The 15,973-nt window shown below is 59.5% G+C and carries 14 protein-coding genes and 1 other RNA gene; 2 read left to right on the top strand and 13 right to left on the bottom strand.

Annotation, left to right across the window (positions count from 1 at the left end; genetic code table 11):
• From F3J08_RS00650 to F3J08_RS00610, 9 genes are all read right to left on the bottom strand, one after another.
• Entirely contained in the window at positions 1 to 1,890 is a 1,890-nt protein-coding gene (locus F3J08_RS00650) for a glycosyltransferase family 2 protein (protein ID WP_166928048.1), read from the bottom strand.
• A gap of 30 nt (positions 1,891 to 1,920) precedes the next feature.
• Positions 1,921 to 2,679, bottom strand: a complete 759-nt coding sequence (locus F3J08_RS00645) for an SDR family oxidoreductase (protein WP_166928047.1) — start codon at positions 2,677 to 2,679, stop codon at positions 1,921 to 1,923.
• Positions 2,676 to 3,272 carry a recombination mediator RecR gene (gene recR / locus F3J08_RS00640; protein ID WP_370458649.1) on the bottom strand — a complete coding sequence of 199 codons (597 nt, stop codon included), beginning with the start codon at positions 3,270 to 3,272 and terminating at the stop codon, positions 2,676 to 2,678. Before recR ends, F3J08_RS00645 begins: the two co-directional genes overlap by 4 nt.
• A gap of 57 nt (positions 3,273 to 3,329) precedes the next feature.
• Entirely contained in the window at positions 3,330 to 3,653 is a 324-nt protein-coding gene (locus F3J08_RS00635) for a YbaB/EbfC family nucleoid-associated protein (protein WP_166928045.1), read from the bottom strand.
• Positions 3,654 to 3,671: 18 nt separating this feature from the next.
• On the bottom strand, positions 3,672 to 5,783 hold the full coding sequence (locus F3J08_RS00630) for a DNA polymerase III subunit gamma/tau (protein WP_166928044.1): 2,112 nt from the start codon (positions 5,781 to 5,783) through the stop codon (positions 3,672 to 3,674).
• 32 nt (positions 5,784 to 5,815) lie between these two features.
• An RNA gene (ffs, locus tag F3J08_RS00625) (signal recognition particle sRNA small type) lies at positions 5,816 to 5,912 on the bottom strand.
• A gap of 57 nt (positions 5,913 to 5,969) precedes the next feature.
• On the bottom strand, positions 5,970 to 7,754 hold the full coding sequence (gene ggt / locus F3J08_RS00620) for a gamma-glutamyltransferase (protein WP_240149078.1): 1,785 nt from the start codon (positions 7,752 to 7,754) through the stop codon (positions 5,970 to 5,972).
• A 69-nt stretch (positions 7,755 to 7,823) separates the two neighbouring features.
• A complete protein-coding gene (gene map, locus F3J08_RS00615; RefSeq protein WP_031239998.1) occupies positions 7,824 to 8,615 on the bottom strand; it encodes a type I methionyl aminopeptidase in 792 nt (263 codons plus the stop codon).
• Between the two features lie 121 nt (positions 8,616 to 8,736).
• Positions 8,737 to 9,855 carry a D-alanyl-D-alanine carboxypeptidase family protein gene (locus F3J08_RS00610; protein WP_166928043.1) on the bottom strand — a complete coding sequence of 373 codons (1,119 nt, stop codon included), beginning with the start codon at positions 9,853 to 9,855 and terminating at the stop codon, positions 8,737 to 8,739.
• A 317-nt stretch (positions 9,856 to 10,172) separates the two neighbouring features.
• Here F3J08_RS00610 and clpS point away from each other — a divergent pair, with 317 nt between their 5' ends.
• Positions 10,173 to 10,541 carry an ATP-dependent Clp protease adapter ClpS gene (gene clpS, locus F3J08_RS00605; protein WP_023977614.1) on the top strand — a complete coding sequence of 123 codons (369 nt, stop codon included), beginning with the start codon at positions 10,173 to 10,175 and terminating at the stop codon, positions 10,539 to 10,541.
• A gap of 115 nt (positions 10,542 to 10,656) precedes the next feature.
• Positions 10,657 to 12,993 carry an ATP-dependent Clp protease ATP-binding subunit ClpA gene (clpA, locus tag F3J08_RS00600; RefSeq protein ID WP_062165040.1) on the top strand — a complete coding sequence of 779 codons (2,337 nt, stop codon included), beginning with the start codon at positions 10,657 to 10,659 and terminating at the stop codon, positions 12,991 to 12,993.
• 103 nt (positions 12,994 to 13,096) lie between these two features.
• Here the strand turns inward: clpA and F3J08_RS00595 are convergent, their stop codons facing one another.
• The 4 genes from F3J08_RS00595 to F3J08_RS00580 form a co-directional block, all read right to left on the bottom strand.
• Positions 13,097 to 13,564, bottom strand: a complete 468-nt coding sequence (locus F3J08_RS00595) for a DUF3465 domain-containing protein (protein WP_166928042.1) — start codon at positions 13,562 to 13,564, stop codon at positions 13,097 to 13,099.
• A 5-nt stretch (positions 13,565 to 13,569) separates the two neighbouring features.
• Positions 13,570 to 13,782 carry a DUF2945 domain-containing protein gene (locus tag F3J08_RS00590; RefSeq protein WP_166928041.1) on the bottom strand — a complete coding sequence of 71 codons (213 nt, stop codon included), beginning with the start codon at positions 13,780 to 13,782 and terminating at the stop codon, positions 13,570 to 13,572.
• Between the two features lie 161 nt (positions 13,783 to 13,943).
• Positions 13,944 to 14,684, bottom strand: coding sequence for an HAD family phosphatase (locus tag F3J08_RS00585; protein ID WP_122039758.1), 741 nt, complete (start codon positions 14,682 to 14,684; stop codon positions 13,944 to 13,946).
• A gap of 524 nt (positions 14,685 to 15,208) precedes the next feature.
• Positions 15,209 to 15,913 carry an HAD family phosphatase gene (locus tag F3J08_RS00580; protein ID WP_240149045.1) on the bottom strand — a complete coding sequence of 235 codons (705 nt, stop codon included), beginning with the start codon at positions 15,911 to 15,913 and terminating at the stop codon, positions 15,209 to 15,211.
• Positions 15,914 to 15,973 lie beyond the last annotated feature (60 nt).

Below are 15,973 nucleotides of genomic sequence, written 5' to 3'. Positions count from 1 at the left end.
TCAGGAGAGACCGCGCAGCCTGCGCCATTCCGCAACCAGGGCGCACCATCTTTCCCGTGTCTCGACATCGATGCGATCATCCTCTTTCATGATGGCCGCACTCTGCTCAACGTAATCGATCGATTGCTCAGCGAAGCGTCTCTCGATCTCCTCGCGGGCTTCGGTTACGCCGGGCAGACGGGAGAGACGCCGGATACCCCGGTGGACGTCCTCGGCAAGAGGCAGTGCAGGTTTGGGACCACCAGCCTCGAAACGCGTGGTGAAAAGATTGAAAACACCCGGATTATTATATCGAAAATGCTTGGTCTTGAGCACGCCATTGCCGTCGTTTTCGCCGCGGGCGAATTTCCAAACATATTCCTCAAGAGAGCGAACGTGATAGTGGCAGATCATCGCATTGACGGTGGGGCGGATAGCAAAATTGATATCATGTTCCCCCAGATCACCGCTACGGTGACGCTCGCCATCAATGGTGAGGAACGGGATCACGCGCCTGTCCTGTGCATCCGGATGATGGGCTGAAGACCCGAAGAAGCGGTTGGTACGAAACACCGATTTGATCAGCGGGTGACGCTCGGTCTCTACAAAACGCTCGGATGCCAGTCCGGGGGACCATGTCAGACGGCCATTGGAATTGAAAACGTGCCACGAGATCGCAATAGCCTCGGCACCTTCATGCTCTCGGGCTTCAAGCAATGGCGGCAGGCTGTAATCGACATGAGCGCCAGGCAGGACCATCTCATCGAGATCGAGCACGAGACACCAGCGATAATCCAGTATTTCGGGCACGATGGTCAGTGCATGACAATAGGCCTTGTCCTGCATGTTTATTTTGGCAGGAGATGCTCCGGTATTGTCAATCCAGACAATCTCGCCCGCTTCTGCCAGTTGCCGCAGCAAGACATCCGAGCCGTCTGTCAGATCATTCGTGTAGATGAAGAATTGCTCGACACCGACGCGGCGATGATGAGCAATCCATTCCAGCAGATACAGCCCCTCATCACGCGCCGTGGCCAGGATCGCCAGTTTGTGGTTGGGAACGATTGCACGACGGGCCTCGCCCAGCAGCCGGGCGCCCAGATGGTAGGCACTCCCCGGGCCGCGCTGGTCATGAAGTCCGAGAAAATCAAAACGCTCGTCGGCCGACAGACAGGCCCGGCTGCGCCCGTTTTTCCACTCATGCAGATCCTGCAGGGCACCCGCGATCCAACCCCCTCCCGGCAGGGCGGCGAGAAGGCGCACGGCGTCGCGTGTTGCGGGGTCGACGGCCCGGGCGAGGTCGGTCGTAAACAACGCTACGAAAGAGGTCAGAACGTCCGGCCGCAGGATTGTCAGCAGGATATCGAAAAGGGCTGGGAGAAAAGGCGCGGGGGCTGAAAGCAGCGTATGCAGGGCAGCCACCGCATCGTGACGGGCATGAAGCACAATGCCAAATTGTTCGGCGAAGTCGCCCAGAAGTACCGCTACCGACTGCCTGACGGACTCGAACTCAAAGAGCTCCCAGTCCGAGATGGTCGGCCGGTTGGTATGGATCAGGCCCGTATTGATTTCCGCAGTCAGAAAATCGGGTTTTCCGAATTCCTTGAGCGCGTGGCGACCTGCCTGCATGTCGATCACGGAAAGCGCCATGAAAGCCGGACTCCAGGGCTTCCCCTCTCCTCTTGAGAGCGCTTCCGGCCAGCTTCCATCGCTTGAAACCAGCAAACCAAACTCAGGCATGAAAGACCAGGTAACAAGGATCGTCTCTCCCTCGAGGGCAGATGACGTTTCATGTGCAAGACTGTGGTCCCGAGCCCGAAGGTTCAGATAGGTGTCGTGATGGGTGCGGACCCTGGATATGGTGAAACCGAAGCGATCTCCATCAGCCATGCGGCGAGTAAAAGATGTCATATGGAGATATTCGCCTCTTTTATTCAAATGTTAAGGACGCCACTGTAAATGCTGACCTCCATCAAGCGCAATCATCTGGCCAGTGACTGAAGGCATTCGCAATAAAGCTATCGCGGCTGTGACAATTTCCTGCGGGTCGGCACCGATACCGAGCGGGGCGTTCTGGCGCATCCTGTCGAAATGCTCCTGCGACTGCCCCACTGCCGGCAGCACAGGCCCCGGCCCGATAGCATTGACCCGGATGCGCGGCGCAAGGGCAAGCGCCATACTCTGCGTCAGGGTCCATAGCCCGGCCTTGGAAAGCGTGTAGCTGATAAAATGCGGCGTGAGATTCCAGACACGCTGATCCAGCAGATTGAGCACCGCGCCCTGTGCTGTTTCGGGCAGCATTCGGGCGAAATCCTGCATCAGCACGAAAGGCGCTCGCAGATTGGTTTCCATATGCCGGTCCCACGAACTGCGTGTGACGTCGGACCACTCATCACGCTCGAAAGCCGAGGCATTGTTGATCAGGACACCCAGAGGCCCGAGTGCCTTCGTTGCATCACCCACCAGACGGGCGGTTTGTGACTCATCTGTGAGGTCCGCCTCAAGCACACAGCCCGTCACATCGAGCGTGGCCAGCAGGGCTCGTGCCTCATCCGCATGAGAGCGGCAGTGGATGGCAACCGAGAATCCCTCCATCGCCAGCGCCTCGACCAGCGCCCGACCAATGCGCCTTACGCCGCCTGTGATCAGGGCCGCCCGGGGCATACACGGTGGGAAAGATGGCGCAGAGGTCGTTTTCATTGCGCGGGACGCCGGGCAGAGAGTGCCGCAGCCAATGTGCCGTCATCCAGCACATCTAGCGCACCACCGATTGGCACGCCGTGACCGACGCGGGTAACCGTCACGTCGAAGGCAGCAAGCTTCTCCTGCAGCCAGTGCGCCGTGCTCGCTCCCTCGACCGTAGCTCCCAGCGCAAGAATGACCTCACGCACCTGACCCGATTCCACGCGCGCCAGCAGCGACGCCGTGTTGAGATCCTCAGGACCGGTGCCGGACAATGCCGAGAGTACCCCACCAAGCACCTGATAGGTGCCGGGATGCAGCCTTGAGCGCTCAAGCGCCCAGAGATCGCCCACTGTCTCGACCACGCAGATCAATCCCTTGTCCCGCGCCGGATCGGCACAGATGCTGCAGGGATCGCTGCTGTCGAGCGTGCCGCAGATGGAACAGCTGCGCACGGAATGGGCTGCGGCCTCCATGGCCTGGGCCAGAGGCAGAAGCCTGGTCTGCGGGGAACGCAGGAGCACAAGGGCGGCTCTGCGCGCCGATCGCGGCCCCAGTCCGGGCAGACGGGATAGAAGCTGGATCAGCCTGTCGACATCGCCACCACCCATCATGGCTGTGCGCTCCTGCTCAGTACAACCGGTATGACGGTTTCCGGCCTTTAAGGTTCAGAAAGGAAACTTCATGCCAGCCGGCAAATCGATCCCGCCAGTGACCTTGCGCATTTCCTCGGCATTGGCTGCCTCGACCTTGCTGCGGGCATCGGCAAAAGCCGCGATGATCAGATCCTGCAGCATCTCGACTTCATTCGGGTCCGCCAGCTTCGGATCGATACGCAGGCCGCGCATGTCACCCTTGCCGCTGAGGGTTACGCTGACGAGCCCGGCGCCCGAGGAGCCCTCGACCGTGAGCGCATTGAGCGTGTTCTGCACCTCTTCCATGCGCGCCTGCATCTGTGAGGCCTGCTTCATCAGTCCTGCGAGATTTTTCATGATGTCTTGTCCTTGAGGTCAGAAAGAAGGGCTGCCACCGAAATCGTGCCAGTCATCGTCATCCATCAGATCGGCATCGAGGGGCGCAAAGTCCAGATCGGGCACGGCAGGTTCTGCCGTCCAGCTCTCCGGCTCTTCAAGCTCTTCGGGGGGAAGCCCGTATTCGTCGAGCGAGAGATCCTTTGGCTCGCCAACACGGGCATCGGGAAACACGTCGAGTATGGCACGCAGCAGCGGGTGCGCATGCAGTTCCTCGCGGCGCAGGGCCACGATCTCTGCACCTTGCTCATCCAGCGTCGGCTCGCCTTCTTCATCCGAGGCCTCGACATGCCACTGCCCCGGATAGGCTTTCTCAAGCAGAGCCTGCAGACGCGTTTCAATACGCGGTGGCGTGCCACGGGCCATGCGTATGGCCACACGCGGCGGCTCGAAGCGCACAAGATGAGCCGAATGGCGCAGCATGCCATGCAACATCGCTTCGGACTGGCGCGCGACAAAAGCGACCATCTCACGCCATGAACGCAGGGGCGGCAGGAGAGCATCTGCCGCCTCGCCCTGCGGCGCTGGCTGGACCGGGGTCAGAACGGGCGCTGGGACAGCCACGGCACTGGAGACAGGGTCGTAGGCTACACCCCCATTCGCAACCAGACGCAGGGCGGCTTTGGGGCGGTCATCGCCGCCCTGATTGCCCGAGATCCCCTGCGGGCTGCTCGCTTGTGCGGAAACCGATCCGGCGCCCTGACCCGTCCTGCTGCCTGCGGGACCCGACAGGCTTTCCCTGTCCATATCACCGGCGGGGCGGTCCTCGGATTGCATCTGCATGACCATGCGTGCCACGCGATCCGGCGTCGGCAGGGTGCTGGCATAGCACAGACGTATGAGCACCATCTCCGCCGCCGCGCGTCGATCAGGGGCCTGCTCGACCTCCTGAATACCCTTGAGCAGAATCTGCCAGGCGCGACCGAGTTCAGCATTGGGCAGGCGATCGGCCAGAGAGGCCCCGCGATCACGCTCGGCCTCCGGCAATTCGCGGCTGTGACGCAGCGACGGGATGGCCTTAAGACGCGAGATTACATGGATCAGATCGAGCAGATCGGCGAGGAGGATGCCAAGGTCAGCCCCCTGCGCATAGGCCTGACCACTTATGGCGAGCGCCTCTTCGGCCTTGCCCTGCATCAGGATCTCGAACAGGTCGAACACGAGCTGACGATCGGCCAGCCCCAACATGGCGCTGACCATGGGGGCCTCGATGCGCTCGGCCCCCTCGCCCTCACCTTGTGCAATCGCCTGATCGAGCAGAGACAGCCCATCACGCACAGAGCCATCGGCAGCGCGTGCGATCAGGGAGAGCGCCTCTTCCGAAAACGCGACCGACTCCTTCTCCGCAATGCCCGCGAAATGCTGCATGAGCATCTCCTGCGGCACGCGGCGCAGATCGAATCGCTGGCAGCGCGACAGCACGGTCACCGGCACCTTGCGCAGTTCGGTCGTCGCAAAAATGAAGGTTACCTGCTCGGGCGGTTCCTCGAGAGTTTTCAGCAACGCATTGAAGGCGTTGCGTGAGAGCATATGGACCTCATCGATGATGAAGACCTTCATGCGTCCCTGCATCGGGCGGAAACGTGTCGCCTCAATGATCTCGCGTATATCGTCCACGCCCGTCCGTGATGCGGCGTCCATCTCGAGCACATCGGGATGACGATCGGCGAGAATGGCCGTGCAATTGGCGCAGACACCGCAAGGATCAGCGGTCGGGCCACCCTGCCCATCGACGCCAATGCAGTTGAGCGCACGGGCGATGATGCGCGCCGTCGTGGTCTTGCCCACGCCGCGCACGCCGGTGAGCATGAAGGCATGAGCAACGCGGCCCAGCTGGAAGGCACGGCGCAGGATACGCACCGTGGCATCCTGCCCGATCAGGTCATCGAAATGCTGGGGGCGATATTTGCGGGCGAGAACACGATAGGGTCCGCTGCGCTCGTTTTTATCCCGCGCGGGTGCCACGGACGCTGCCGGTGCAGGAGCAGCCGCTTCAACGGGACTTTCCTGCGGCGCATCGAAAAATCCGCCAGCCTCAACTGGGGGCAGCGGAATATCGTCATCGTGGGAGGGGGTATCTGAAGGCGTCATGACTCGCGCGACGAGACCGGCTGCTTCAGAGGGTGGGAGGCCGAACACATGACCCGAACAAAACTCACTGCGGCTGCTTCCTTCCGGACCTGACCGGGTTCGCAAGCCGTCCGTCCAAGGCCGACCTCCCGGTGCAGGGTTAACACCATTCTGCCTCTCATGCGCAAGAGGCAGGATCAGGTTTTTTTACAATCCGCTTGCGCCGCCACCTTCATGGCGTCGGTCCCAGCCCCCATAAAGCTTGCCGCTTGCAGGTGCCGCAACCGATGGACGCCCAAACAGAATTCCCTCAGCCACACCCCAGGGGCGATGCGGCGAGAGCGCGTATCCCTCGATCTGAAGCTGCTGCATGACATCAGGGCTGAGTGCCCGCGGTTCGAGCTCGATCGCCGAGGGCTTCCACTGTTCATGAATACGCGGCAGATCCACGGCCTGCTGGATGTCCAGCCCGCCATCGATCACCCCGAGCACGACAGACAGAATGATGGTGGGGATGCGTGAACCGCCGGGGCTGCCGATCACCATGAAAGGCTTGCCCTCATGCGTGATGATCGTGGGGGCCATGGATGACAGAGGGGTCTTGCCCGGCGCGATGGCATTGGCCTCGGACCCGACAATGCCAAACATGTTGGCACTGCCCGGCTTGGCGGCAAAATCATCCATCTCGTCATTGAGGAAGAAGCCGGTATCCCCACCGATAACACCCGCGCCGAACCAGCCATTAAGCGTGTAGGTGGCAGAAATGGCGAAGCCTGAGCGGTCAGCTACAGAAAACTGCGTTGTCTCATGCTTTTCGTGATCTTCGGCAGGCTGGGCCTGCATGACACCCGGCAGGGGGGCGCCCGCGACCAGCGCATCGGAATTCAGGGCGTGATCAAGCGGAATACCCTGACGGATGGCGGCCGCATAGGCCGGGTCGATCAGGTGGGCGACAGGGTTCTTCACGAAGTCCGGATCGCCCAGATCGCGGCGGTCGGAATAGGCATGGCGCATGGCCTCTACCTGACGCTGAACGCCAGCCACCGTGCGCAGGCCAAGCTGCTTCATGTCATAGCCAGACAGAATGTCGAGCATTTCGCACAGGGCCACACCACCGCCGCTGGGAGGCGGGGCTGTATCGATATCATAGCCACGATAGCTGCAATGAATCGGTTCCAGCTCACGCGTATGATAGGCCGCAAAATCGGCGAGGCTCAGAATCCCCCCATTCTGCTTGCTGGCGGCTACAACGCGCTGGGCAATATCGCCCTTGTAGAACACATCCGGCCCCTGGCTCGCGATGCTGCGCAACGTGCGGGCAAGCTCTGTCTGCACCAGTCGATCGCCCGGCTGAAGCGGTGTACCGTCGGGACGAAGAAAGATCTTCGATGCATGCGGGTCTTTCTGAAAGGCCGCGGTGCTGGTGTGCAGCAGATCGGCATCGCCTTGCCCGATCACAAAGCCCTTCTCCGCCAGTTCGATGGCCGGCGCCATGACCTGAGCACGGCTGAGCTTGCCCCAGCGACGCTGGATCTCATCCAGTCCGGCAACTGTGCCCGGCACGCCGATTGCCCGCCATCCTTCGATGGAGGCCTTGGGGTCCACCTTGCCCTGTGCATCCTGATACATCGTGGCCGTGGCCGCGAGCGGCGCGTGCTCACGGAAGTCGATGAATGTCGTCTTGCCGTCTGGCAGGCGCAGGGTCATGAAGCCGCCGCCGCCGATATTGCCGGCAGCCGGATAGACAACCGCGAGCGCATACCCCACCGCGACGGCAGCATCAGCCGCATTACCACCCGACGCCAGAATACGACGCCCGGCCTCCGACGCCAGATGCTGGGCCGATACGACCATGCCACGCGTTCCGACAACCGGCTTTGCGGGCTTGAGCGCCGGGTTGACCGTGCCAAAGGCCAGCGGATCATAGGGCATGGCTGCTGGCGCAGCCTGGACGAGACTCGAGACAGAAATGCTGGCGAGGAGGAGCGGCAGGGCCGCAACCCGGGTGCTGACACGCTTCACGTAAATCGTTCCTTGCAGATCAGACAGAAGCCTTTGGCTTCAGACGTAAGGCGGCTTGGTAAAGCCGGCAGGCGAGAGCGTGAAAATCTCGCATCCCTCACTCGTTACGGCAAGCATATGTTCGAACTGTGCGGAAAGGGAACGATCACGCGTCACAGCTGTCCAGCCGTCCTCAAGCGTCTTGGTGCCTTCCTTGCCCAGATTGAGCATGGGTTCGATCGTGAACACCATGCCTTCTCTCAGCTTCAACCCCTTGCCCGGCTTGCCGTAATGCACGACCTGCGGCTCGGCATGGAATTCACGCCCGATGCCATGCCCGCAGAAATCGCGCACGACCGAAAGTCGCTGCCCCTCGGCAAAGCTCTGGATGGCGTGCCCGATATCCCCCAGTGTCTTGCCCGGCGCAACTTCCGCAATGCCAAGCATCAGTGCCTTGTAGGTTGCATCAACCAGATTGACAGCTTTGCGGGGCACGTTCCCCACCAGATACATGCGCGACGTATCGCCATACCAGCCATCGATGATGGAGGTGACATCAATATTGACGATATCGCCATCCTTGAGGCAGCGCTCGCCAGGGATGCCATGACAGACGACATGGTTGATCGAGATGCAGCAGGATTTCGGGAAACCACGGTAGTTCAGTGGTGCAGGAACTGCCCCATGATCGAGCGTGTATTCGTGGATCAGACGATTGAGATCATCGGTCTTGGCGCCGGGCACGACATAGGGCGTGATCATGTCGAGTGTGGCGGCAGCGAGTTGACCCGCTTTTCTCAGGCCAACAAAATCGTCCTCAGTGTAAATCGTGATCCCGTGGTCGTGCGCCATACTGTCCATACCCTGCTGTTGCTCCCGCTCATGTTGTCTACTTCACGGATGATGCAGAGAAAATGCGCTGCCGGAGCAGGAGGAGCAAGGCCGGATCGTCGTTTTTTATCGCCCGACCGGATCAACCCTTCTGGTGGCGGCTCGTCTTCCGGGTCGAGACAACATGACGCGACGTAGCCATACGCAGCTTTGCAGACGCGACTGTGTGGTGCTTGGCACCATGCGCAAGAGGCTGATAGCGGCGCGGGCCTGTTGGCGCCTCTGCCACCTCAAGAACGGCCGCAGACCCGGCAGAGAGATGCCCGTGACGGCGCGTGTTGCGTGCCAGAACAACCGGGGGATGCAGCGGGGCCATGGGGGCCACACCTTCCGCCGCAAAACCCTGATCGAGGATGTTCGCCATCATCGCGTTGCGCTGGGGATTGGAGCGCGCGCCCAGCACCACGCCCACAAGACGCACATTGCTGCGCTGGGCGGATGTGATCAGATTATGCCCTGCCAGATCGGTATAACCGGTCTTCATCCCGTCCGCACCTGCATAGGTCTTGAGCATCGGATTATGGTTCGGGATCATGCGCCCGTGGAAAGCAAACATGGGCGTGGAGAAATAGTGGTAATATTCAGGAAAATCTTGAACCAGATGCTGCGCCAGCATGGACAGGTCGCGTGCCGTCGTCACCTGATCGGGGTCAGGCAGGCCCGAGGCATTGCGGAACGTCGTATTCGACATACCCAGTGCGCGTGCCTGCTGAGTCATCATATTCGCAAAACGGACCTCGTCGCCTCCGCCCAGCAATTCACCGAGCGCGCAGGCGGCGTCATTGGCTGATTTGGTAACAAGGCCGAGAATCGCCTGCTGCACGACGAAATGCGTGCCGGGAACCAGGCCGAGCTTCGAAGGCGCCTGAATGGACGCGTGGATGGAGACCGGCACCGGGGTATCAGCCGTGATCTCGCCTGCACGCATGGCGCGGAACGCCATGTATAGCGTCATGAGCTTGGTCAGCGAGGCCGGATATCGCTGAAGGTCAGGATCGACCTGCGAGAGGACGGCGCCGCTATTCACATCCACGACATAGGAGCTGACATGGCCAGCATACTGGGCATGTGCCGGTGCCGAGACCGCTACAGTACCCAGCCCCAGCCCGGCACCCAGAAGCGCACGGGTGAACACCGACCATTTGCGCGCCTTGTCCGCCCGGGTGACCTTGATCAGGTTCGTCTTGATAGCGGACTGCATGCAGTAGGTCACTCGTGCCCCCGGAGATCTGGCGTTAACTCGTATCATAGACTGACACATTTCAAACCGTCCACGACGATCTGACATAATTGAGGGAAAAATAAGGTAAAAGAGCACACAAGAATCGCAACTGAACCTCATCAGGGATTTCAACCTGAGATTTGGGGCTGGAAGTCCAGTTCCACGTGGCGCGAATGCGCGCGCGGCAAGTCCGCAAAACGCACGAATGATCTTTGCGAACGCCGCATTGATCCCATATGGTCTGGATCATGCCGTACCGCACAGAAGTTTCAGGAATCCGGTTAGCCGATGTCTCGGTGACCCCCGCCCCTACCCTGCCTCATCTGGCGGGCGAGGACGATCCACCGCGCAAGGATGGCAATAACGACGAGTCGCATATCAGCGTCGTCATCCAGGCGCGCCCCGAAACGCGTCGCCCGGCGATGTACAAGGTTCTCATGCTGAATGACGACTACACGCCGATGGAATTCGTCGTGCACGTTCTGGAACGCTTTTTCTCCAAATCACGCGAGGAGGCGACCAACATCATGCTTAATGTCCACAAAAAAGGCGTTGGCGTCTGCGGGGTCTTCACCTTTGAGGTGGCAGAGAGCAAGGTAACTCAGGTGATGGATCTGGCACGGCAGAACCAGCACCCGCTGCAATGCATGATTGAGAAAGCCTGAATCGAAATTATTCGACCTTGCCGGGGAAACGGCAGGAGAGACCCTTTTACAAACCCATTATTTGCCTACATCCTGTCATGCTGACCCGTCACGCCTGACCTCAAGGAGCGCCCCCATGTTGTCTCGTATGCTCGAACAGACGCTCCATCGCGCCCTCACCCTTGCGGGTGAGCGACGCCACGAATACGCAACCCTTGAACACCTGCTGCTGGCTCTGACCGAAGACACGGACTCGGTGACGGTCTTCAAGGCCTGCGGAATCGACCTCGAGAAGCTTCGTGCCGATCTGACCGAGTTTCTCGACAAGGATCTGGCTGGCCTTGCTTCCGACCGCCCCACCGAGCCCAAGCCGACAGCGGCTTTCCAGCGCGTCATCCAGCGAGCGGCCATCCATGTGCAGTCGACGGGCCGCGATGAGGTGACGGGTGCCAATGTGCTGGTTGCGCTCTTTGCCGAGCGCGAAAGCCATGCCGTCTATTTCCTGCAGCTGCAGGACATGACCCGGCTCGATGCCGTGAACTTCATCTCCCACGGTATTGCCAAGGCACCTGACAAATCCAGCCGCCGCACCCCGACCGGGTCGCGTGACAAGGATGAAGGGGAACGTGAGGAGAAGCAGGGCAAGGCCGCCAAGCCGCAGGAAGCGCTCGCCGCCTATTGCGTCGATCTCAACAAGCGTGCCGAGGAAGGCAAGATTGACCCGCTGATCGGGCGCGACGGTGAGGTTGAGCGGACGATCCAGATCCTGTGCCGCCGCACCAAGAACAACCCTCTCTATGTGGGTGATCCGGGCGTAGGCAAGACTGCTATTGCCGAAGGGCTTGCCAAGCGCATCGTCGAAGGTGATGTGCCGGAGGTGCTGCTCGATGCGACGATCTTCTCGCTCGATATGGGCGCGCTGCTTGCTGGCACCCGCTATCGCGGTGATTTCGAGGAGCGTCTCAAGGCGGTGGTGACAGAGCTGGACCAGACGCCGGGCGCCATCCTCTTCATCGATGAAATCCACACCGTGATTGGCGCAGGGGCGACATCGGGTGGGGCGATGGATGCGTCCAATCTGCTCAAGCCCGCACTGGCAGCCGGTACGCTGCGTTGCATTGGCTCGACCACCTACAAGGAATACCGTCAGCATTTTGAAAAGGACCGTGCGCTGGTGCGCCGGTTCCAGAAAATCGACGTGCCCGAGCCCTCGATCAGCGATACGATCAAGATCCTGCGCGGGCTCAAAGGCAATTATGAGCGCCATCACAAGGTCCGTTACACCGATGACGCCCTGAAGGCGGCGGTCGAGCTTTCGGCCAAATACATGCATGACCGCAAGCTGCCGGACAAGGCAATCGACATCATCGATGAAGCCGGTGCGTCGCGTATGCTCCTGCCCGAAAGCAAGCGCCGCAAGACGGTCACGCTCAAGGATATTGAAGAGATCGTGGCCAAGATCGCACGTATTCCGCCCAAATCGGTCTCAACCGATGACCGCGAAACGCTTCGCCTCCTGTCCCGTGATCTGAAGAACATGGTGTTCGGTCAGGATACGGCGATCGAAGCCCTCAGCTCTGCCATCAAGCTGGCTCGTGCCGGTTTGCGTGATCCTGAGAAGCCTATCGGAAACTACCTGTTTTCCGGACCGACTGGCGTGGGCAAGACCGAAGTGGCCAAACAGCTTGCCGCCTCTCTGGGTGTCGAACTGATTCGCTTCGACATGTCGGAATATATGGAGCGTCACTCCATTTCACGCCTGATTGGTGCGCCTCCGGGTTATGTGGGTTTCGATCAGGGCGGTTTGCTGACCGATGCCATCGACCAGCACCCGCATGCGGTGCTTCTGCTCGATGAAATCGAGAAGGCGCATCCCGAACTCTATAATATCCTGCTTCAGGTCATGGATCATGGCCGTCTGACCGACCATAACGGCAAGACCATCGACTTCCGTAATGTTATCCTGATCATGACGACCAATGCGGGCGCGGCCGATCTGAGCAAGGAAGCTGTCGGGTTTGGCCGAACGGATCGTGTGGGTGAGGATGAAGACGCCATCAAGCGCCTGTTCACCCCGGAATTCCGCAACCGCCTGGATGCGATCATTCCGTTCGCCAATCTCACACCCGAGACTGTCGGCCGGGTGGTTGAGAAGTTCGTGCTGCAGCTTGAAGCCCAACTGGCGGATCGTCATGTGACGATCGAGATCAGTTCCGCGGCCAAGGAATGGCTGGCTGAACGCGGCTATGACCGCCATTACGGCGCACGCCCATTGGGGCGCGTCATTCAGGACACGATCAAGAAGCCCCTCGCGGAGGAGCTATTGTTCGGTGCCTTGGCGAATGGTGGCGCGGTGCGCATCGGGCTGAAGGACAACGCACTGCACTTCGACTTCCTTGAGGCTACTCCAGCCACACCGAAGAATGGCGAAGAAGATTCCGACGAGAAGTCGGAAGCGACCAGCGATAACTGACCGCAGCCCCCTTACCTCGGTATCCCGCCGGACAAGGGGCAAAGAAACAACAGGCTCACGTGAGCCCAAAAGAAAAAGCGGTGGGAAAACCCCACCGCTTTTTTTATTCGTAGCGTGTACCGTTCACGACGACATAGCCGGGCGTCGCCCAGTGTCTGCCTGTGCCATGATGCGTCCAGTCAATGCCCTGACTGCGCGCTGAGTCGAAATAATACCGGCCTACGACCTCAACCTGATCGCCCGGCTTGACCCATGGCCATGCGGGTGCGTTCATACGGTCGAGATCAGACACGATACGAATGGCCTGCCCGGGCGCCAGCTGCATGATGAAGTAGCCATGGACACCGCTGCGCGTATGACGCGCACGCGTGGTGACCGACATGACCTTTCCGCAGACATGTTCAGGCAGGTCGACACGCGTCGGACCTGTTTGCAGAAAACCGGCCTGATCTGACTGGAATTTCGCGTTATCACACTGGCCGTCTGCTGCCTGCGCAATTGCGGGAGCCACAGCGAAAGCCAGAGCGGCAAGCGCAGCGCCTCTCCAGCGCCGAAACGATTGAATCTGCATCTGTGTCACTTTTTGTGCAGTGTGTCTGGCTTGTGAGCGGCCTTCGCACCAGTCTTGTCACTTTCCACCAGAATTTTGGGATTGTCCTTGGACGCTTTCACCTCATTGCTTTTGATCTTCATCGGCTTCGTAACCGTCTTGACCACATGGCCCTCGGTTTCGCCGTTGCTCGTCTTCCAGGTGACGTCATCACCCTTCTTGAAGTCCTTTGCTGACATGATGCCTGTCCTTGCTCTGCCCGGCGGGCGGTTGGGAAGGAAAATCCCGTGCAAGCCGAACGCAGGGTGAGGCGGGAATGTTGCCTGCCTCACCAACTGAGCAGACATTAAAAAAGCCGCCCCGAGGGACGGCTTTTTGACGAGTGGACGATCACCAAGCCTCAGGCAGCGATTGCCTTTGCGCCGGACTGCACATCCAGAATTTGCTTGAGGATCAGCGGGAATTCAGAAAGATGCCCGATGCGGAGAAGGCCAGGCCAGCTGGGAGCAGGCTTGCTGAGGTCGCGCAGCAGCACACAGGCCATACCGGCGCGACGAGCGGCTTCAGCACCTGTGTCTGAATCCTCAAGCACGATGCAATTCTCGGGATGCACGCCTTCCATTTCAGCTGCGTGCAAATAGAGATCGGGGCGCGGCTTCGGCATGTCGAGATCACGGCCCGAGTGAATGCGCTCATCTTCGAGCAATTCGTCGAGCCCCGTGCTCGAGAACTTTGCTTCCATTTCAGCGCCGGAAGAGTTCGAACCAATACGGATGGGGAGGCCCAGATCATGCACGCTTTGCAGCATGTCATGAGCACCATCGATGGTCTCTGCTTCGGTTTCCATCATTTTGACGATGCGGTCCTGCATCATCATGTCCCAGTTCTCGGGCATCTCGGTGCCGGTCTCGCGGCCAATCCGCTCGCCAATTTTCACAAGTTCACCACCTGTGAAAATCTTGTGGGCCTCGTCATTGGAAATGTTCCAGCCGTAATGACGGGCTTCTTCAGCCATCTTGGCGGTCGACAGATGCTCACCATCAACCAGCACGCCATCGCAATCGAAAATGACGAGTTTCAATGAGCCATCTTCACGAAGGGCTGCGGGAATATCGGTAGCATTAGCGGGGGCTACAGTCATGATATTGTCCTCTCTCGGTTTGTGCGGGCACCGATCGGCGCTCTCTGCACACAGGGTTTGGGCAATCACGAAATCGTGTGTATGGGCTCAAGATAAGCATGAAAAATAGAAATGCAAGGAAAAACGTCAAAATATCTCTCCTGGGAGAGCGGGATTTTCCATTCGGCCAATGAAGTCCGCATAACTGCAGGAATGTCACGCGTCACATATTTGGCGTTATACGTGTAGGTTTTGGATTTCTCTCGGCAATCATGACAAAGACATGACAGAACTACCGCAAAAAGATTATTGGCCTGTTTTATTACTTTTTCTATACAATAAATCTCGAATGATCACTTGGAGAGACCATGAACGGATGCGCGTGGTCCTATGGGCATATGGCCCGCTCAAGTAATCGCAGGTTCGTGATGAACAGCGCCAGACCGGCTCATCGGTTTTGTCATCACAGCATGAAGTTTTCGTAGCCTTGGCGTTAGGTTCGACGCTACGTTGTCGTTGCGCCGTTTTATACGCGAATTAGGACCCTATCGGGCATAGCGCATGAGATAGTCCCTGGCGACGTCGAGACTTTCAACGATGGCAAGAGCGTTAGCTCTCGCAAAATCGTCTGGTTCAGCCAGATCCGGCACCATGATGACGCGCATACCTGCTGCAACCGCCGCCCTGACGCCTACTGATGAATCCTCGAGTGCAAGGCATAGTTCGGCGGTCACGCCGATACGGGCGGCGGCAAGCGTGTAGGGTTCAGGATCCGGCTTGCCGTGGGTTACATCGTCACGCGTCACAACGGCGTCGAAACGCTCTGTCATGGCAAGAGCGGCAAGATGATTTGTGGCGCGCCCATGGCTTGATGACGTGGCAATTGCGCGTGGAATATTTCTGGCGTCGAGCAGATCGAGAAGACTGAGGGCGCCCGGCTTTAACCGCAAACGACCCTGCCCGACCATTTCGGACAGGCACTCCTCCTGCAAGGCGAAGAATTTTTCCGCTTGCGCTGCTGCACCGCAATGCATTGCAAGGAGTTCGAGGCACCTGTCCTCAGGAAGGCCTATCATGGCGTTCGCAAGAGATACCGGCAGCGGGAAACCGCATTGTCGCGCAGCCCGCATGGAGGCCTCTATACCTAGCGATTCGCTGTCAAGCAGGAGACCGTCCATGTCCAAAATCACACCGCGAACCGACATCTGTGGGGTGGTGATCAGGGATTCGGCCAGGGTTTTTGTAACCATCTCGCGTCTCTTTCGCAGCAGATCCAATGCCGCGACCCCCAGAGAATTTCCTCTTCGACG

Source organism: Asaia sp. As-1742, from assembly GCF_011753235.1.
Classification (GTDB): domain Bacteria; phylum Pseudomonadota; class Alphaproteobacteria; order Acetobacterales; family Acetobacteraceae; genus Asaia; species Asaia bogorensis_B.
The sequence above is the reverse complement of the archived record's forward strand: the minus strand, read 5'-3'. Positions and strand labels throughout refer to the sequence as shown.